This is a genomic window from Belliella buryatensis (assembly GCF_900188245.1).
GTDB classification, from domain to species: domain Bacteria; phylum Bacteroidota; class Bacteroidia; order Cytophagales; family Cyclobacteriaceae; genus Belliella; species Belliella buryatensis.
In genome coordinates this window covers 112,394-130,750 of the sequence record NZ_FZOK01000006.1, presented here as the reverse complement: position 1 = coordinate 130,750, position 18,357 = coordinate 112,394, and the positions used below count along the sequence as shown (strand labels likewise).

The 18,357-nt window shown below is 36.4% G+C and carries 15 protein-coding genes; 6 read left to right on the top strand and 9 right to left on the bottom strand.

Annotated elements, in window-relative coordinates; all coding sequences use genetic code 11:
* The first annotated feature begins 9 nt into the window (after positions 1 to 9).
* Positions 10 to 1,032: a hypothetical protein gene (locus tag CHB66_RS07810; protein ID WP_089239686.1), complete on the top strand. Its 1,023-nt coding sequence runs from the start codon at positions 10 to 12 to the stop codon at positions 1,030 to 1,032.
* Positions 1,033 to 1,067: 35 nt separating this feature from the next.
* Here CHB66_RS07810 and CHB66_RS07805 read toward each other — a convergent pair whose 3' ends face one another.
* The 7 genes from CHB66_RS07805 to alaS form a co-directional block, all read right to left on the bottom strand.
* Positions 1,068 to 3,524 (bottom strand): leucine-rich repeat domain-containing protein, encoded by a 2,457-nt coding sequence (locus tag CHB66_RS07805; protein WP_089239862.1) that lies wholly within the window; start codon positions 3,522 to 3,524, stop codon positions 1,068 to 1,070.
* Positions 3,511 to 4,350, bottom strand: a complete 840-nt coding sequence (locus tag CHB66_RS07800; RefSeq protein WP_089239684.1) for a hypothetical protein — start codon at positions 4,348 to 4,350, stop codon at positions 3,511 to 3,513. Before CHB66_RS07800 ends, CHB66_RS07805 begins: the two co-directional genes overlap by 14 nt.
* On the bottom strand, positions 4,347 to 4,925 hold the full coding sequence (locus CHB66_RS07795) for a hypothetical protein (protein WP_076501989.1): 579 nt from the start codon (positions 4,923 to 4,925) through the stop codon (positions 4,347 to 4,349). Before CHB66_RS07795 ends, CHB66_RS07800 begins: the two co-directional genes overlap by 4 nt.
* 25 nt (positions 4,926 to 4,950) lie before the next feature.
* The gene (locus CHB66_RS07790) at positions 4,951 to 5,421 is read right to left on the bottom strand and encodes a nucleoid-structuring protein H-NS (protein ID WP_076501988.1); all 471 of its coding nucleotides are present in this window, start codon (positions 5,419 to 5,421) and stop codon (positions 4,951 to 4,953) included.
* A 253-nt stretch (positions 5,422 to 5,674) separates the two neighbouring features.
* Complete coding sequence (locus CHB66_RS07785) at positions 5,675 to 6,784, bottom strand: peroxiredoxin family protein (protein ID WP_089239682.1); 1,110 nt, start codon at positions 6,782 to 6,784, stop codon at positions 5,675 to 5,677.
* A gap of 6 nt (positions 6,785 to 6,790) precedes the next feature.
* On the bottom strand, positions 6,791 to 8,251 hold the full coding sequence (gene gatB / locus CHB66_RS07780; RefSeq protein WP_089239860.1) for an Asp-tRNA(Asn)/Glu-tRNA(Gln) amidotransferase subunit GatB: 1,461 nt from the start codon (positions 8,249 to 8,251) through the stop codon (positions 6,791 to 6,793).
* 100 nt (positions 8,252 to 8,351) lie between these two features.
* Positions 8,352 to 10,976 carry an alanine--tRNA ligase gene (gene alaS / locus CHB66_RS07775; protein ID WP_089239680.1) on the bottom strand — a complete coding sequence of 875 codons (2,625 nt, stop codon included), beginning with the start codon at positions 10,974 to 10,976 and terminating at the stop codon, positions 8,352 to 8,354.
* A 123-nt stretch (positions 10,977 to 11,099) separates the two neighbouring features.
* Here alaS and CHB66_RS07770 point away from each other — a divergent pair, with 123 nt between their 5' ends.
* Positions 11,100 to 12,077 carry a M23 family metallopeptidase gene (locus tag CHB66_RS07770; protein ID WP_089239678.1) on the top strand — a complete coding sequence of 326 codons (978 nt, stop codon included), beginning with the start codon at positions 11,100 to 11,102 and terminating at the stop codon, positions 12,075 to 12,077.
* A gap of 53 nt (positions 12,078 to 12,130) precedes the next feature.
* Here the strand turns inward: CHB66_RS07770 and CHB66_RS07765 are convergent, their stop codons facing one another.
* Entirely contained in the window at positions 12,131 to 13,882 is a 1,752-nt protein-coding gene (locus CHB66_RS07765) for an ABC transporter ATP-binding protein (protein WP_089239676.1), read from the bottom strand.
* A gap of 143 nt (positions 13,883 to 14,025) precedes the next feature.
* Between CHB66_RS07765 and fsa the strand changes: the two genes are divergently transcribed.
* The 4 genes from fsa to CHB66_RS07745 all read left to right on the top strand — a co-directional run bounded on the left by fsa (position 14,026) and on the right by CHB66_RS07745 (position 17,225).
* Positions 14,026 to 14,685: a fructose-6-phosphate aldolase gene (gene fsa, locus CHB66_RS07760; protein WP_076501979.1), complete on the top strand. Its 660-nt coding sequence runs from the start codon at positions 14,026 to 14,028 to the stop codon at positions 14,683 to 14,685.
* A 96-nt stretch (positions 14,686 to 14,781) separates the two neighbouring features.
* Positions 14,782 to 14,985, top strand: coding sequence for a fructose-6-phosphate aldolase (locus CHB66_RS07755; protein ID WP_089239674.1), 204 nt, complete (start codon positions 14,782 to 14,784; stop codon positions 14,983 to 14,985).
* 2 nt (positions 14,986 to 14,987) lie between these two features.
* The gene (locus CHB66_RS07750) at positions 14,988 to 15,698 is read left to right on the top strand and encodes a cell division ATP-binding protein FtsE (protein ID WP_089239672.1); all 711 of its coding nucleotides are present in this window, start codon (positions 14,988 to 14,990) and stop codon (positions 15,696 to 15,698) included.
* A gap of 102 nt (positions 15,699 to 15,800) precedes the next feature.
* Positions 15,801 to 17,225, top strand: coding sequence for a S41 family peptidase (locus CHB66_RS07745; RefSeq protein WP_089239670.1), 1,425 nt, complete (start codon positions 15,801 to 15,803; stop codon positions 17,223 to 17,225).
* 37 nt (positions 17,226 to 17,262) lie between these two features.
* On the opposite strand, the gene CHB66_RS07740 is transcribed toward CHB66_RS07745, so the two are convergent.
* Positions 17,263 to 18,357 (bottom strand): glycerate kinase, encoded by a 1,095-nt coding sequence (locus tag CHB66_RS07740; RefSeq protein ID WP_089239668.1) that lies wholly within the window; start codon positions 18,355 to 18,357, stop codon positions 17,263 to 17,265.

Genomic DNA, 18,357 nt, shown 5'->3' with positions numbered 1-18,357 from the left:
AGATAGACGATGGCATTGATCAGTAAAAAAAAGCTTGTATTTCCCATCAGCGAAAAACTCAGAAGCTACTTAATTAAATACGGTAGAGAGGCTGGATTCCCAATTCATTATTGGGACCTACTTCGTTATAGCAGTTCTATCCCACTGTATGATTTCAAGGGTAATGATACGCTGTGGGAAACTGTATTTTTCAATGAATCTGATAGGGAAGAAATCCATTACAATGTCAAAAAAATCTATGCAATCCTTAAAGCTGAAGGTGATATTTCTGTCATGAAACACCTCTATGTAGATCGCATAGATTTGTGTGTTTACGGCAATACACAGCCTTTCAGGGTAAGGATTGTCAATAGAATCAATGATAACTTCGATTACTTCTATGTCAAAAATGCAGATGCATCTAGGGTATATGGGTTAGAGTTAGAACATCTCCTCTCGCCAAATAGAATTTCATATCTCGTGCATGAAAATACGCTAATAGAAGAGCATATCGCTGGTATTCCTGGGGAGATGTTTATGAAACAGCATATCCATGACAGTTTGCTCAACCCTATCCGATTGGCCAAGGAGTTTGTGAAGTTTAATGAAAGGTGTTTTGTCAGGCTTCTGGGTGATATGCACTCGTCAAACTTCGTGATTGACGTCACTCCTGATTTTGAAGAAACACATTATAGAATCAGAGCGATTGACTTTGACCAGCAATCCTATGAAGGTAAAAAGTCCATTTACCTCCCTCAGTATTTCAAAGAAAACAATGCTCTGATACAGTTGGGCATCAAGCATATCACGTCTGAGTCCATGGTACAATATCAGCGGGAAGAGCGAGCCTTGATAGCCAATAGACTCAAATCTTCTTCAAAAGAAATTGAAGATATTCTGAAAAGCATGGAACAGGATAAAATCTCCACTCCTGAAAATATTGACCATCTCAAAAAAGACCTCGCCAAACACTATCAAAATGAGAAATTCTTAAGTTGTAAAAATATGGGAGCTATTCTTAGAGAAAGTTTAGAGCAGGTGATCAAAAGATAAAGGGCTTGAATTTCAAGCCCTTTATCTTTTTATTATTAATAATATCTCACATCACACTCAGGATTCAGCTTTCTAAAATTATCTACTGCTCTTTTGTTAATTCTTGTATTAAAACAACTCAACTTACTTAGATTAGTAAGACCTTGAACGGGTTTCAATGACCTGACATTCGTACTTGCAATGTCTAATTCTTCTAAAGAGTAAAGTGACTCTAGACCTCTTAGATTTTTGATGGTTGTACCTGAAATCAACAAAGTAACTAGATTTCTAAGTGAGGATAAAGGCCTCAAGTCTTCAACACCTGTATTTGAAAGATCCATATAGGTTAAGTTGACGAGTTGAGAAACGTCATTGAGGTCAGAAATAGGAGCCTGATTGATGGTCAAGGAATCGAGCAAAAGCATTTCATTCAAGGCTGAATAATCCATAGCAGGTACATCTACTATCTTCAGACTCCTCAAATTAATAAAAGCTTTCAAATTCCTGAAATTAGAAACAGATTCCCTTTCTATACTCAGTGACTTGCTTGAAGTCCAAAGATGAAGTTCTTCGAAGTTAGGATCTTCTGTTACATTGAAATATTTTTTAATCAAAGACTTCCATGTATCATCCATATTATCCCACCAGTCAAGCAATTCCTCAGTCCTAAATATTATTTTCAATGAAGGGTTTTGTTCAAGTAACAAAACAACTTCTTTATGCCCAACATTGGAGTTGTCTACATTGAGATATTTCAGTGACTTGACAGCTGTTAACGCACTAATAGAGTTAATAGGGTTGTTTCTAAAATCGAGTATCTCCACATTTGGAAGATTGACCAAAGGTTGTAGTGTAGTGACATCTGCATTACGACCTGTGATTCTTACCAGGGTCTTGATGTCTGCTAATGGGGACAAGTCCACAACTTCTGTGTCATCAAATGATAAATAATTGATTTTTTTGAACTTCAAAACTGGTCCGAGATTGATTACTCCACTTCCAGATAAATCCAGAGAATCCATACCAACTAGTGTAGATAATTCTTCTATACTTGGTTCAGCCCTATTGAGATTTGGATTGATCTTGATAAAAACCTCTTTCCAAGGCTGAGACAAGCCGTCCCACCAAGTCTGAAGATTCTCCACATGATGAATCATCAATACCCTTCTATTTCTTCTAGAAAATTCATCTGCAACCCACTCTTCTATACGTGTCCTATCTGCATAGATTCGTTGTAGTGATGGCATGGCATCAAGGGCATTGATATCAGAGACTTCCGTTTGATTGATGTTGACAACTTTGAGCTTTTTTAATTCCTTCAATGGTGTCAAATCAACAATGTTTGTTTCTTGAAGGTTAATATTCTCTAGGCCTACCAAGTTTGAAAGCAGTTCAAAATTGATCAGATAATTAGAACTAATATCAAGAGATACTAACTGATTAAGTTCTTGAATATTTTCTAAATTATTGAACCCACTTCCCTTCAAATCGAGTGTTCTCAAAGCAGAAAATGAATTGAGAACTGCAAAACTTGTGATCGGTGTATTTTGTGCCCTTAATATTGAAAGTTCTTTCAAATTCCCTAATTCACTGATATCGCTTATCTCGGTATTGGATATATTCAGATGGGTCAATCTATCTGAATATTTGATAAATTGGATATCTTTGGTTGGAGTATTAGCAATATTCAAATAAGATAAGAAAGTGATATTACTAATTGGGTTTAACTCTTCAATTTTCGTATTACTAATATCCAAGAACTTAAGATCTCTTAGTACTTCAATCGGTTCTAAGTCCAATACAAACTGATTTCCAGAAAGATTGATGGAATCAATTGAACTAATTTTGTATAAATGCTCTATAGTAACAGAGTCAGTTTCAGCTAAACCAACTTTTTTACGGAAGTAGTTTTCCCAAGTAAACGACAATCGCTTCCACCACTCCAACAGCTCTTCATCCCTACTCAATTTAGTAGTGTAAATACTAGCAATTTTCAATTCATTGGACTTTTTGTCTACATTGACCTCAATGAATCGTTCTTTAGTATTGGTAATTTTTTCTTTATTTAAACCTGTTGCTGTCAATGTTCTATCCAAGGAAACAACAAAAGACAATTCCCCATTGTCTCTCAAAAACGGTTTTACTTCTCTAACCTTAAATTTAAAAGACGCATCCTTAAAGAAAAACTCGATATCTTTCAAATATGCAGTAATGTCCTTATTGGTAATGACTTTTCTATCCAACAACAAATCGTCTTCGACTTGTACCAAGTGGTCTCTAAAAATTTTCTTATAACTTTCTCTTATGATCACATCTTTATCTCTAGCAGGAGTATCCTTACTTCCCACTGTATTGAAAAAGTACTCTAAGAAAGCTACTTGATCTTCAACTTTTTGGCTGAGATCCTTGATTTCCTGCTTGGTATAGTCGCCAAGAGCCTGTTGAGCTTGCGCAACAGAGCCATTTAGAAGAAAAACGGCAAAAAAAAGATATGTTAACCTAGTTCTGGTCATATATAAATTTTTGAACAACTTCTTTATCCCCTGGCTTTAGCTTAATCAAATTGCTAATTAGCCAACCTGTATTAAATCCTGGTCTATTGAACTGATTCAGTTCAAAATACCAGTCGTTGATTTGAAAGAAATGGAATTTGACATCTGAAATATTATCAAATTTCAAATTGCCATTTTTGACTTCGTATAAAAACAAGGTCAAATAATCCGGCTCGTATTCTTTAGGTGTATAAGCCTCAGGCAGTTTATTATCCTGAAAAGCCTTTCTCAGATTCATAAATCCAATTTCATGACTCATTGGATGTAGGAAAGACTTCTGATCACCTTGTGGTTTTTTGAATAAATTCTTAAATGGAGCGAAACTCACTCTATCAACTACCCATTCATAGCCTAAGCCCTCAGGCTGAAGCTTCATGAATAAGGTTACATTTTCTTTTTTTCCTTTATAAATAAAAGTGGTGGCAACTTCTGCAAACCATTCACCTCTATGGAAGGCTAAATATTGAGGTAATGGCTCAGAAAGCACCTCTTTCATGAATTCAGTCTTAAGATTGTTTTGAATCCCTGAAGTTTCATTATCAAAAAGGATGCTAATAAATTTACCTCTTAGTTCTCTATTTCTGTAATTGGAGTCGTCTTCATAATAACGTTTCGTGCCATCAGCACTTTCTTCTCCATTGAATCTTCTAAAAAATTGATTCACCTGTTTGGTTGAAGCGACAAATCTCCCATCATCTTGAGGGGAACCGGGGCTGTATAAACCCTGCCCCGGTGCCAACTCAATTGATGTAATAAATAAGATGATTATTACTGCTAATTTTCTCATGCTGAAGTTTCAGTCACTCTGATGTCACCCAACATCACATCCCAGAACTCTATCGTTCTACCTGCAATCTGAGTTTGTTTTTTCTCAACATAGATCGTGATGTCTTTCTTTGTAGTATCTCTGTAGTTCAAGCCACTTTCAAGAGAAGTACCTTCAAATCTTTGATACACAGTGATCACACCTACATATCTGCCATCCGGCTGTCTTTCCAAATCAGAAATATAATGAATATCATACCAAGTGATGTTTACTCTATCATAGTTCAAAGCCATCAATCTTTCGAAATATCTTCTCACTTTGTAGTAAGCAATCTCTTTTCTGTTCAAAGAAGAAACACCCATTTCAGCATCTGGAGCGAATAATTCTTCTGCTCTATCCATTACTCTGTTAGCTTCAGAGAATTGTGTCTCTTTGCTACCGATGATAGAGATGTATTTACTTAAATCCTTTACTTTTTCCAAAGCCAAAGAATCGATGGCTTGCTTTCTTGCTGGGCTGATGTTATCTGACTGCGCCATAGAGATGGTCGCGCTAGCCACAAACATGAATAGGAATAGGGAAATGTATTTTTTCATGGTTTAATTATTATCGATTGAGTGATTATTTGCGACGAAGTTCCAATTCAGATACTCTACCATTGGCATCTAACCTGATATCGCTGATGAAGTTTAGGTTTTTCTTGGTGTCTTTGAGATAGTTCAAGTATTTAACGATGGTAGTAGGCTCATCGTAATCTTTGATACCACTTTCTTCATAGATCACAATCAATACTGGAGTTTCTTGATTTGAAAACATGCTCAAAGCTTCTTGAATTGTGCTATTGGCAGCTTGAACATTGGTAGAGTTAGCGATGCTGCTAAAATAATTTTCCAACTTCCCTACAGCGACTTCTTCTGCTGAAGGCTGTGCAGGTGCTGGAGCAGGTGCTGGTTCTACTTTCTCTACTGGAGCAGGAGGTGCTGGTTCAGCAACTACTTTTTTCTTGCTTTTACAAGCTCCCATGGCTAATAAGCCGAACAGTGCAATAAATACCAATCTGTTCAAAGGTGATTGAAGGGTTCTTTTTTTCATGTTTGGAATTATAGATTTTAGTTTGTTCCTTTTGAGATTGTCCTCTAGCTTTCAAAAAGCATTCCATAAATAATAAATCAATTATTTATTTTGAAATTACTTTATGCATACAGAAAACGAATTTCTCGCGCAAATGTATGCGAAAAACTCAATAATAAATACTAGCTATATCCCATTAAGATAAAATATTTTTTTTGAATAAAAAAAGCCACCTCCTTGCGGTAAGTGGCTTGATAATTTTATTTGTTTTAACTTAATCAAATAGCTCTTTTAGTTTATTTTCTAAGCTAGCTCCTCTTAAGTCTTTTGCTATTATTTTACCCTCAGGATCAAGAAGATATGTAGCTGGTATTGCATTAATCTGATAAATCGCAGCCGCTGCTGAATTGAAGTATTGTAAATCCGAAACATGCGTCCATGTCAACTGATCATCTTCAATAGCTTTTACCCAGGCATCTTTAGTTCTATCTAAAGAAACTCCAAAAACCTCAAAACCTTTTTGATTATACTTATTGTAAAGCCTTACCACATTTGGGTTTTCTTCTCTACATGGTCTACACCATGCTGCCCAGAAATCGATTAATACATAATTACCTCTTAAATCTGAAAGATTAACCAACTCACCTTCTGGATTTGGCAATGAGATCTCTGGTGCTACTTGGCCTATAGACAATACCCGCATATCATCCAATTGAGCCATCAAGGTGGTTATCATTTTAGTATTAGGGTATTTTTCATTCAGATTCTTGACTAATTCGTCGATATAAAGGAAATCATTCTTTTCATTGATCATGCCTAGCGCAGCCAAAGCTGCAAAACTTCCCTTCATATCGTCTATTACGGCTTTTACCTTCACTGCATGGTCACCTTCTAGATTCATTGCCTGATTCTGTATTTCCTTGATTGCATCTTGATCCTTATTGGTCATGGCTTCAAAGTAAGCAGTATTTAGATTGTTGATTTCTGCCTGGTAATCCTCCGTCAATTTGTCGACTTTCTGCATATACTGAGAATCCTCAGATCCTTCAATCACAAGACTACTTTCATCATCTAGATCATAATTGATGATAACATCTTGATCATAGAGAGCCAGTCTGACCATTTTTTTATCCAGAATATTTAATTCATAAAAACCTGGTCCATCCAAAGAGAGTACATATTCGAAACTCCCATTTCCTCCTAATTCTATTTTACCCACCTCTTCTGATCTCTCCTCAAGCTTCATTAGAACTAGGCTTCCAGATCCAGCATTACTGATTTTACCAGATACTTTTACTTTTCCATCAAATACTCTTTCCGATTCACCACAAGCATATATCAAGATGGCAACTATGACTATTATTAAGTGCTTGAATGTTTTCATATTTTGTTAATTTTCAAGAAGTTCAGTCAATATTTTTGTTGCAACTTTAGGGTCTGCTTTACCTTGAGACTTTTTCATCACTTGTCCCATAAACATTCCCATTAAGCCTTTTTTACCAGACCTATACTCTTCTACTTTAGGCCCGTTTTCTAACAAAACAGCTTCAACAATAGGTCTTAAACTACCTTCATCACTATCTTGAATTAGATTCAATTCTTGAGCTATTTCAAGCGGAGTTTTCTCACTATTTTTGAGCATCTCAGGATATACCTTTTGAGAAGCAACAGAAAAGTTGATTTTCCCATCATCAATAATCGATATTAGATCTGCTAATCTTTTGGGTTGAATAGGGAAGTCGGAAATATGCAAAGTCAATTCATTCAAATAAGATTTCACAGGTCCCATCATCCAGTTGGAAGCTGCCTTGTAGTTGGCTGTAGCCTCACAGAGATCATTGAAAAACAATGCGATCTCTTTGGAATCCGTGAGTACTCCTGCATCGTATTCAGGGAGGCCATATTCATTGACAAACTTAGCATGAAGCTCTCTAGGTAGTGCTGGCATGTCTTTTCTGACAGATTCTAGCCACTCTTCAGACACAACTACTGGGCTGAGGTCAGGTTCTGGAAAATACCTATAATCATTTAGGTCTTCCTTGGTACGCATACTAGCAGTAGTTCCGGTCGTAGCATCAAAAGTCCTTGTTTCAGATACTATTTCTACTCCTTTTTCGATCAAAAGTATTTGTCTTTCAAACTCGTGCTCTATGGCTCTAGCTACGTTTCTAAAAGAGTTCATATTTTTGACCTCTACTTTTTTTCCATATTCTGATTCGTCATACAACCTCACCGAAATATTGGCATCACATCTTAATGAACCCTCTTCCATATTTCCATCACAGATATCTAAGTATCTTACCAATTTCTTGATCTCCACCAAAAAAGCATATGCTTCTTCAGATGACCTGATGTCTGGCTCAGACACAATTTCAATTAATGGCACTCCAGCTCTATTGTAATCCACTAGGGTATCCACTTCCCCAGCCAGGTGCATGGATTTACCTGCATCCTCTTCCATGTGGATTCTAGTCAATGTGACTGATTTTTTAGTACCATCCGGTAATGTCAAAGGAACTTCTCCTCCAACACAGATTGGTCCCTTGTCTTGGGTAATCTGATATCCTTTTGGAAGATCTGGATAGAAATAATTCTTTCTTGCAAAAATATTCTTTCTTGTAATTTCAGAATTACAAGCAAAACCCATCTTTACAGCAAATTCCACAGCTTTTTTATTGACTTTTGGAAGCGTACCAGGGTGACCTAGCGTAAGGACAGAAATGTGTGTATTTGGCAAATTCCCGAATTCTGTAGAATCTGATGCATACATTTTACTTTTTGTCAATAACTGTGCATGCACCTCAAGACCTACTACTAACTCGTATTTATTTTTTATATCAGCTGAAAGCATCATTAATTCTTATCTAGGTTTGAATATAATCTAATGAAGTGTCCAAAAATGGCTCAGAAATCATCTAAAACCAAATTGGAGGTAATTTAAATGCTGTATTTTACCCAAACATGGTTTTAGCTTTGGCTACGACAGCATCTAATCCAGCAAGATTCTTACCTCCTGCTGTCGCGAAGAAAGGCTGACCTCCTCCCCCTCCTTGAATCTCTTTTGCCAATTCTCGGATAGCTTGTCCCGCATTAAGCCTTTGGGTTGAAACCAAGTTTTCACTTATTATAACAGCAATCTGAGGTTTACCTTCAATCTCAGCTGCTATCACTGCTATTAAATTTGGGACTTCGTTTTTAAGTTCAAAGGCTATTTTCTTCAAAGCTTCAGCAGTAGGTAAATTCACCTTTACAAACAGTTTATTTAAATCATCTGCAGAATCCACTTGTTTTAAAAGATCATCCTTCAAAGCTCCGGCTTGCTTGCCATGCAGTATTTCGATTTCTTTCCTCAAGTCATTTCTTTCTTGGATCAAAGATTCAATTGCCTTTTTCAGATCTTTTGGTGCTTTGAGTAATTCTTGGATTTCTTTAACCAATGTCAATTGACTGTTAAGGAAAGTTTCAGCTGCTTCGGCAGTAATCGCTTCAATCCTTCTCACTCCAGAAGAAATAGAGCCTTCTGATACGATCTTAAATAGACCTATTGCACCAGTGGACTTTACATGGGTACCTCCACAAAGCTCAACCGAAAAATCTGGATCGAAAGTGATAACCCTCACAAAATCTCCATATTTCTCTCCAAAAAGTGCTGTTGCACCTTTTGTCTTTGCTTCTTCTATTGGCACATTTCTTTCTTCGGAAAGTTGAATATTTTCTCTGATTTTGGTATTGACTATTGCTTCGACTTTAGCGAGTTCATCCTCAGTCAATTTAGCGAAATGTGAAAAATCAAAACGCAATAATTCATCATTCACCAAAGAACCTTTTTGCTGCACATGATCTCCAAGAACTTCCTTAAGCGCTGATTGCAAAAGATGGGTTGCGGTATGGTTATTCATCGTAAGCTTTCGCTTTCCAGCATTTACCTCAGCCAAAAATTGTACCATTGGATCTGATGCCAATTTATCTACAAAATGCACTATCAGATCATTTTCTTTTTTGGTATCTAAGACCTTGATTTTCTCTGATGAAGAAATCAAAAAACCAGTATCTCCTACTTGACCACCACTTTCTGCATAGAAAGGAGTACGATCAAGTACAAGCTGGAATCTATTTCCTTTCTTATCTTTGATCTGACGATATTTTATGATTTTACTTTGTACGGTTAAGTTATCATAACCTACAAACTCCACTCCCTCGTCATCTCTGACCATGACCCAATCTCCTGTTTCTTGTTCTGCGGCTGCTCTTGATCTGGATTTTTGCTTTTCCATTTCATCGGCAAAACCATTTTCATCCACAGAAAGCCCATTTTCTCTAGCAATCAATGAAGTAAGATCCAGTGGGAAACCAAAAGTATCATACAGCTCAAAAGCAGTCTTTCCATCAATCATCTGATCACCTGAAGCTTGAAGTTCATTTATAATTTGATCAAGAATTTTCAAGCCATTGTCTAATGTTCTCAAAAATGAAGCTTCCTCTTCTTCAACAACTCTAGCAATAAAATCCTGCTGAGCTACAACTTCTGGAAAAATATCTCCAAAACTTTCAGCTAGCATCGGTAGCATTTCATACATAAATGGTTTCTGGAAGCCTAAGAAAGTGTATCCATAGCGAACTGCTCTTCTTAGAATTCTCCTGATGACATATCCAGCCTTATTATTTGAAGGCAGTTGTCCATCTGCTATTGTGAATGAAATTGCCCTGATGTGATCTACAATGACACGCATGGCAATATCAGTTTTTTCATTATGACCATACTTTTTACCAGACTTGCCTTCTAAGAAATTGATAAATGGCATGAATACATCTGTATCATAATTGGAGGACTTCTGCTGAATAGCCCTTACCAATCGCTCAAAACCCATCCCTGTGTCCACATGCTTGGCTGGTAACTCCTTCAAAGAACCATCACTCAGTCTATTGAATTGCATGAATACGAGGTTCCAAATTTCTATTACTTGTGGATGGTCATTGTTTACTAGATCAAAACCACTCAAAGCTATCCTTTCTTCTTCTGACCTAAGGTCAATATGAATTTCAGAACAAGGACCACATGGACCTGTGTCACCCATTTCCCAAAAATTATCCTTTTTTGAACCAAAAATGATCCTGTCTTCCGAAACTATATTTTTCCAAAGCTCAAAAGCTTCCATGTCTTTATCTAAACCATCTTTATCATCTCCTCCAAAAACAGACACGTAAAGTCTATCTTTTGGTAGCTTGTAAACATCTGTTAAAAGTTCCCAAGCCCACTCAATGGCCTCTTTCTTAAAATAATCTCCAAATGACCAGTTTCCTAGCATTTCGAACATGGTGTGATGATAAGTATCTACCCCAACTTCCTCCAGGTCATTATGCTTCCCCGAAACCCTCAGGCACTTTTGACTGTTAGCTACACGAGTGACTTTGGCGATATCGTTGCCGAGAAAAAAATCTTTGAATTGATTCATCCCTGCATTGGTAAACATCAAGGTGGGATCGTTCTTGACAACTATTGGAGAAGAAGGAACAAATTGATGCTGTTTAGATTGGAAAAATTCTATAAAGGTACTTCTGACTTTCTTTGCTTCCATGTAAGCTTTTGACTATGTTCGGATTATATTATCTTAATTTATATATTTGCGAGCTTCGGATTAAGAAATCACCAAAAACCCACTGAGGTTTGCAAAATTAGAATAATTACCCTGCAATTTATAATGAGTAGAATAAAATATTACTACGACCCAAAAACCTGTAAATACGAAAGATACCAACGTAGCAAGTGGGATATTACACTGAATACCCTAGGTTTTCTTTCCTCAGCCTTGATTCTGGCAGTAGGTATTTTGATCGTTTTCAATTATTACTTTGATAGCCCCAAAGAGCTTATTCTAAAAAAAGAAAATAAAGAGCTCAAATACTATTATCAATTGATGGAGTCTGAAGTGAATCAAATGAGCCAAATGCTTGTGGACCTTCAGCAAAGAGACGACAACCTTTACAGAGTCATTTTTGAAACTGAACCAATCCCTTCTGATATTAGAAGAGCTGGAGTTGGCGGTACTGATCGGTACAAGGAAATCAAAGAAAAAGGACTTAATCCAGAAAAATTAATCATTGATTTGAGGTCTAAAGTAGATGATCTTAAGAGGCAACTCTATGTACAAAACATCAGTTATGATGAGGTCTCAGAAATGGCACTCAACAAAGATGAATATTGGGCATCTATTCCTGCCATTCAACCCATTATCAACGAAGAATTGACTAGGCTTGCATCCGGTTTTGGAAATAGACTTCATCCAATTTTAAAAGTTAGGAAACTGCATACAGGTGTTGATTTCTCAGCACCTAAGGGTACACCGATTTATGCTACCGGAGATGGTGTTGTGATTGATGTAAAGACAGTTTTTGGCGGATATGGAAAGTATATAGAAATTGACCACGGTTTTGGGTTTGTCACGCGTTATGCTCACATGAATGAATTTACCGTGCGAAAAGGTCAAAAAGTAAAAAGAGGCGATCAAATCGGAACCGTTGGAAACACAGGTTCTTCAACAGCTCCACACGTGCATTACGAGATTCTTAAAGATGGCAGGTATGTCAACCCAGTACATTACTTCTTCAAGGATCTTGAGCCAAGTGAGTACGAAAAAATACTTGAATTGGCATCGAAAGAAAATCAATCACTTTCCTAATTTGATTTTTAAACAATAAAAAAAAGAGAGGCTATGACCTCTCTTTTTTTATTTCATATTCTAGCCTGATAGGTATATAATTGATAATACCTTCCTTGTTTGGAGATAAGTTCTTCATGTTGCCCCTGTTCTACAATCCTGCCTTGCTCAATCACCAAAATCTGATCTGCCTGTCTAATCGTGCTCAATCTGTGTGCAATGACAAAGGTGGTTCTACCTTGCATCAAATCTCTTAAACTTGCTTGAATCAAAGCCTCACTTTCTGTATCCAAGTTTGAAGTAGCTTCATCTAAAACTAAAATCCTTGGGTCTGCTAAAATAGCTCTAGCAATGGCTATTCGCTGTCTTTGCCCACCTGATAATTTGACTCCTCTCTCTCCTATCAAAGTATCGAGTCCATCTTCAAACCTATCGGTAAATTCATCCACATGCGCTGCTTTCACAGCACTTTTCAAATCTTGCTCAGTGGCCTGGGGCCTAGGAAAGAGTATGTTTTCCTTAATAGTTCCTTCAAATAAAAAATCATCTTGAAGCACTACACCCAACTGTGATCTAAAGTTCTCCAATGTGACCTCTTGCATATCCACCCCATCAATTAGAACTTTTCCAGACTCGGGATTCAAAAATGAAGCAGCTATTCCAGCAATTGTAGTCTTACCTGAACCCGAAGTCCCAACTAATGCTGTAACAGAACCTGCTGGAGCCTTAAATGAAATATCATGTAAAACATCTTTGCCTTCCTCATAAGAGAAGGAAACATTTTGAAACAGAACTTCCCCGTTAATCTTGGGTAGTTGAATATTTCTATTTCCACCTGAACTCTCCAGAGTCAAATTCATGATTTCCTCTGTTCTGTCTAATCCAGCAAAAGCTTCTGTAAACTGACTTCCAATATTACTCATCTGAACTATCGGAGCGATCATGAAACCTAAATAAAGAGTGAAAGCAAGAAAATCCCCAAATGTCATCTGTTCATCCATAATCATATAACCTCCTATCCCCATAATACCCGCTGATGCAAGTCCTAGAAGAAAGGTAGCAGACGAGGTCACAAAGCTTGTCGCAGTCAAACTAGCTTTAACATTGAGAAAAAGTCGATTAACTCCTGACTCAAAAGATCTGATTTCTTGTTCTTCTGCATTAAAACCTTTGATTACTCGAATACCCCCTAATGTCTCAGTCAATCGGCCAGTTACTTCAGCATTGATTTTACCCCTTTCTCTGAAAATCGGTCTGATTTTCCCGAAAGCTTTCAAGGAAATCAATCCAAATATGATAACTGGTACTAAAACATATAATGTCATCAAAGGGCTAATGTAGATAAGTAAAACAAGAGAAATAACTGCTGTCAAAATCCCTCCTATCATTTGTGCAAAACCAGTACCCACAAGATTTCTTACACCTTCTACATCAGTCATTATTCGAGACACTAGTTCACCTGTTTTAGTATTATCAAAAAACCTAACAGGAAGTTGTATGATATGCCGCTGTACTTTAGCCCTCAGTTTAGCAATCAAATGTTGTGCTTCAACACTCAGGATTTGTGTAAGGGCATAAGAAGTTATGGACTGTATAGAAATAGCTAAGACAACACCAGCAACTAGCCATTTCAATAATCCTAAATCATTTGATGGAATTACATCATCTATTAAGATTTTGGAAGCTCCTGGAAGAACCAGTCCAGAAAGTCTACTGATTACAATTAAAATCAGTCCTATTAATAGCTGTCTTTTCCTTGGCCAAATGATGGTTTTAAATACCTGAGTCATGGTGACTCTATTTTCACTCCTTTTTGATTTTGACATAAAATTCGTTTTAAAAACAGGTTACAACATCAAATCGGAATTTAATAGTTCTTTTTGGAATAAAGCATTTCTGGAACCTTCCAAATCCTAGATATTCCTTTAACTTTGTTGGATCATAAAAACAATCTTTAAACCTAATAGCAATGAAATTCTTTATTGACACCGCAAATCTTGACGAAATCAAAGAAGCCTATGATTTAGGCGTACTTGATGGCGTGACCACCAACCCATCCTTGATGGCAAAAGAAGGCATCAGCGGAGATGCAAATGTTAGAGCACACTACAAAGCTATCTGCGATATCGTAGATGACAAGGTAAGTGCTGAAGTGATCTCTACAGACTTTGAGGGAATGATCAAAGAGGGAAAAGAGCTAGCAAAAATCGACGATAAGATCGTAGTGAAAATCCCAATGATCAAAGATGGTGTAAAAGCAATCAAATATTTTCACTCTGAAGGAATCAGGACAAACTGTACACTTGTATTTTCAGCAGGTCAAGCGATTCTTGCCGCAAAAGCTGGGGCTACATACCTTTCTCCATTTATTGGAAGATTGGATGATATCTCTTACGATGGCTTGGAGTTGATCGAACAAATCGTACATATTTATAGTACTTATGGTTTCGCTACAGAAGTACTCGCTGCTTCAGTTAGACATACTATGCATTTGATCAAATGTGCAGAAATCGGTGCAGATGTGGTCACTTGTCCATTGAAAGTAATCACAGGTCTATTGAAGCATCCTTTGACAGATTCTGGTTTGGCTACATTCTTGGCTGACCACGCCAAGGCAGCTGGAAAATAATCTGAAAGCCCATGATGTACATTTATCTGTGAACAATCATTGCGGAATAATGTATATCATGGGTAATTTATCCAAATCCACTACAATAAAATCCCTATGTACATCATTAAAGTAAAAGGTAAAGCAAAAATTCCAGACTACATTCAAATCAGAGATGAAAACTTTGTGTTAGTGGCATACTTTAGAGCTGACCGACCTATGAAGAATGCTGAGAAATTTGGGCTTGAAGGTAAGGAGGATGAATTAGAAAAATTAATTCAAGAGCTCCCTTTTGGGAAATTACAAAAACTTGAGTTGTAACAATGGATTTTCAAACAGAACCAATCATACATGTACAGGAAGCCGGGATATTCCAGGATCTTGATGCTGTATTAACCAATGTAACTTTTAGTATAGAAAAAAAGGAATTTGTTTTTTTGATAGGAAGAACTGGAAGTGGGAAAAGTTCTTTATTAAAAACATTATACGCGGATCTTCCATTGAAAATGGGAAAAGCTGAAATTGTAGGTTATGGTCTTGATAAAATCAAAACTAAAGAAGTGCCGTATTTAAGGAGGAAACTAGGCATTGTGTTTCAAGATTTTCAATTATTCCCTGATCGATCGGTAGCGGAAAACTTATTTTTTGTTATGAAAGCTACGGGTTGGAAAGATAAAAGCAAAATGAAAAACCGAATGGCAGAGGTATTGATGCAAGTAGGCCTTGCTGATGCAGCTAGTAAAATGCCTCACCAACTATCTGGTGGAGAACAACAGCGCGTGGTGATTGCTAGGGCATTGATCAATGATCCAGAGATTCTTTTGGCTGATGAACCTACCGGGAATTTGGATCCTGATGTAGCAGATGGTGTTTTTAAGTTATTCCAAGAGATCAATAAGCAAGGTACAGCTATTTTGATGGCCACTCATAATCATGACTTATTAAGAAAATATCCTTATCGGGTTCTCAAGTGTGAGAGGGGTCAATTGCTTGACAGCAAAACATCAGATATTTCAATCAACACCTCTTATTGAGGTGTTTTTTTTAAAATTTTTTCAATTTTAAAATCACATTTTAATTATATTGAACATCTGTAGTCAAAAAGCTGTTTTGGATCATATATAAGCTTGTATACAATGGAAAATATTAAAATAAGGAAGATTATTCTAATCTTGATTTTTGGATTCTTTGCTTTCAGTGCTTGCCAAGATAAAGACGATGAAAGGCCAACCAATGATTCTTCTAATAGAGCAGTTAATACATGGATCAAAGCAGTGATGGATCAAGTCTATTACTGGTTAGAAGACATGAAAATTCCTATTGCAATCAATTCAGACCCTGAGGACTATTTTACTTCATTACTTTTCACTCCAACAGATAGATTTTCAGCTATTTTTCCAAATTACCAAGAATTAATTAGCAGTCTAGAGGGAACAAACCTAGAAGCTGGATATGAATTTAGATTGGTGCAGTTTTCTAACACCAATTCTGTAGGCGCTTTTATTACTTATATCAAAAAAGGTAGTCCAGCTGAAGAAGCATCTTTAAGAAGAGGAGATGTCATCAACGCTATCAATGGAACAACTTTAACCATAAATAATTATTTGACAGCTTTGAGAGAGATTTCTTCTAACCACTCTGTGACATATTCTAGGTATGACGAATCGGAAAATAGCTTTGTTGATCAAGGTACTATAAACCTACAACCTATAGTAATCTCAGAAAACCCGAATTTTCTGGATACAATCTACACTATTGGTGATCATAAAATCGGTTATGTAGTTTATCACTTCTTTGCACCTGGAGTAGCTGGCCAACCTCAAATCTATGACAATCAAATGGATCAAATTTTTGAAAGACTCAAGTCAGAAGGAGTAAATGAATTGATTATAGACTTTAGATACAATGGAGGCGGATTTGTAAGTAGTGCAGTTAATCTAGCAAGTCTTGTTGCGCCTAGTATTAACTCAGAAAGTATCTTTTCCAAAACAAAATATAATAGTTTTCTTTCAAGAGATGATAGGTTTAAAAACGTCCAAACTAAATTCTTAGAAAAAAATCAAAACATTGGAAATCAATTGAAGAGTAATAAAATTTATATTCTTACCTCAGCTAGAACTGCATCTGCTAGTGAATTGATAATTAATGGCCTTAAACCATATTTAGACATTGAAATAATAGGTGCTACTACGATGGGAAAAAATGTTGGTTCTGTAGCTTTAGAAGATGAAAATAATTCAGGAAACAACTATGGTATATTACCAATAATTTCAAAGAGTTTTAACAGTTTAGATCAATCAGATTATAGTTTGGGGTTCCAACCCGATATTACAATAAACGAGCTTAACTTTCTTCCTTTCAAACCATTCGGTGATCTTGATGACCCTTTACTTGATGCAGCAATATCTCGAATTACTGGTGTTCCTTCAGGAAGGCAAAAAAGAATTTATCACCGAGTTGAACTTGAAAGTTCAATTGATATGAAAATAAGAAATGGTAAATTAATTGAAGACAAATCTGTGGGTGATTTGATAAAAGAAAGAATCAAAATGATTCAGTAATTTCAAAAAAGGCCTCAAAAGTAAATTTGAGGCCTTTTTAAATTTCTATGTTTGCCAAAGCACTTTTTAAATTCCCTCTCGCCAAATCTTTGAAATTTCCACTATTAAAATCCAAATACGGTAATAGAATTACTTGATCAAAATCAGGTTCTATTCCCTCTACCTTTGAAGTGATTAATATAGATTTCTTATTGAATTTTTTGGCTAAACGAAGTAGCTCAAAGCATCCTTTTCCGTCTTTAGATTGCCTGTCGTAGATTCCTTCTCCTGTGATTACAGTATCACAATGCTTTATCTTTTCTTCAAGGTTGATGATATTAAAAAACCAACTAGAGCCAGCTTCAATCTCTACTGGATAAAAATAACTCAATCCATAAGCAATGCCGCCAGCAGCACCAAAACCAAAGCTATCGGGGATATCCTTTAATGTTTTTAGCGACAATAAGTCAGTGATTCTCTTAGATTTAGTCTCAAATTCCTCAATTTCACTAATGGGTAAGCCCTTTTGAGGCCCAAATGTTTTTACTGCCCCATTAGCACCAAAAAATGAATTTGACACATCACAGATACAAGTAAATCTAATTTTAGATGCTTGAATAGGTCTTTGGATATGACTAATTTTTGTAAAAAAGGAATCCGTGAATGGGATTAGCGCTCTTCCTTTGTCATCCAAAAATGAAAAACCCAAAGCTTGAAGAATCCCAATACCCAAATCAATACTCGCGCTACCTCCCAAACCCAAATAAACTTGCACCACTCCTCTTGCTATAGCATCTTTGATTAAAAGTCCGGTACCGTAAGTACTTGCTATAAAGGGATTTATTTGATTTTTATTCAAAACCTTAATCCCAGAAACTATACTCACATCAATGAAAGCTAGCTGCTTATATCTATCCCAATAGTAATATCCTAATTTCGATCTCCCGATAGCGTCTAGGGTAATTACTTCCACTTTCTCTAAACCCAAAGCGCTTCCTAATAAATCACAAGTCCCATCACCTCCATCGGCAATGGGACTTATTTCAATATTAAAATAAGGATCTCTTTGCTCCAACTCAGCTTTTATAATTTTTGCAGCTTCAAGCGCATCAAGGGCACCTTTGAAAGCATTTGGAGCGACAAGAATCTTCAT

Bases quoted from the DNA above. Each gene is read 5' to 3' on its own strand.
- CHB66_RS07810 (WP_089239686.1), top strand. From the start codon at position 10: ATGGCATTGATCAGTAAAAAAAAGCTTGTATTTCCCATCAGCGAAAAA.
- CHB66_RS07805 (WP_089239862.1), bottom strand. From the start codon at position 3,524: ATGACCAGAACTAGGTTAACATATCTTTTTTTTGCCGTTTTTCTTCTA.
- CHB66_RS07800 (WP_089239684.1), bottom strand. From the start codon at position 4,350: ATGAGAAAATTAGCAGTAATAATCATCTTATTTATTACATCAATTGAG.
- CHB66_RS07795 (WP_076501989.1), bottom strand. From the start codon at position 4,925: ATGAAAAAATACATTTCCCTATTCCTATTCATGTTTGTGGCTAGCGCG.
- CHB66_RS07790 (WP_076501988.1), bottom strand. From the start codon at position 5,421: ATGAAAAAAAGAACCCTTCAATCACCTTTGAACAGATTGGTATTTATT.
- CHB66_RS07785 (WP_089239682.1), bottom strand. From the start codon at position 6,784: ATGAAAACATTCAAGCACTTAATAATAGTCATAGTTGCCATCTTGATA.
- gatB (WP_089239860.1), bottom strand. From the start codon at position 8,251: ATGCTTTCAGCTGATATAAAAAATAAATACGAGTTAGTAGTAGGTCTT.
- alaS (WP_089239680.1), bottom strand. From the start codon at position 10,976: ATGGAAGCAAAGAAAGTCAGAAGTACCTTTATAGAATTTTTCCAATCT.
- CHB66_RS07770 (WP_089239678.1), top strand. From the start codon at position 11,100: ATGAGTAGAATAAAATATTACTACGACCCAAAAACCTGTAAATACGAA.
- CHB66_RS07765 (WP_089239676.1), bottom strand. From the start codon at position 13,882: ATGTCAAAATCAAAAAGGAGTGAAAATAGAGTCACCATGACTCAGGTA.
- fsa (WP_076501979.1), top strand. From the start codon at position 14,026: ATGAAATTCTTTATTGACACCGCAAATCTTGACGAAATCAAAGAAGCC.
- CHB66_RS07755 (WP_089239674.1), top strand. From the start codon at position 14,782: ATGTACATCATTAAAGTAAAAGGTAAAGCAAAAATTCCAGACTACATT.
- CHB66_RS07750 (WP_089239672.1), top strand. From the start codon at position 14,988: ATGGATTTTCAAACAGAACCAATCATACATGTACAGGAAGCCGGGATA.
- CHB66_RS07745 (WP_089239670.1), top strand. From the start codon at position 15,801: ATGGAAAATATTAAAATAAGGAAGATTATTCTAATCTTGATTTTTGGA.
- CHB66_RS07740 (WP_089239668.1), bottom strand. From the start codon at position 18,357: ATGAAGATTCTTGTCGCTCCAAATGCTTTCAAAGGTGCCCTTGATGCG.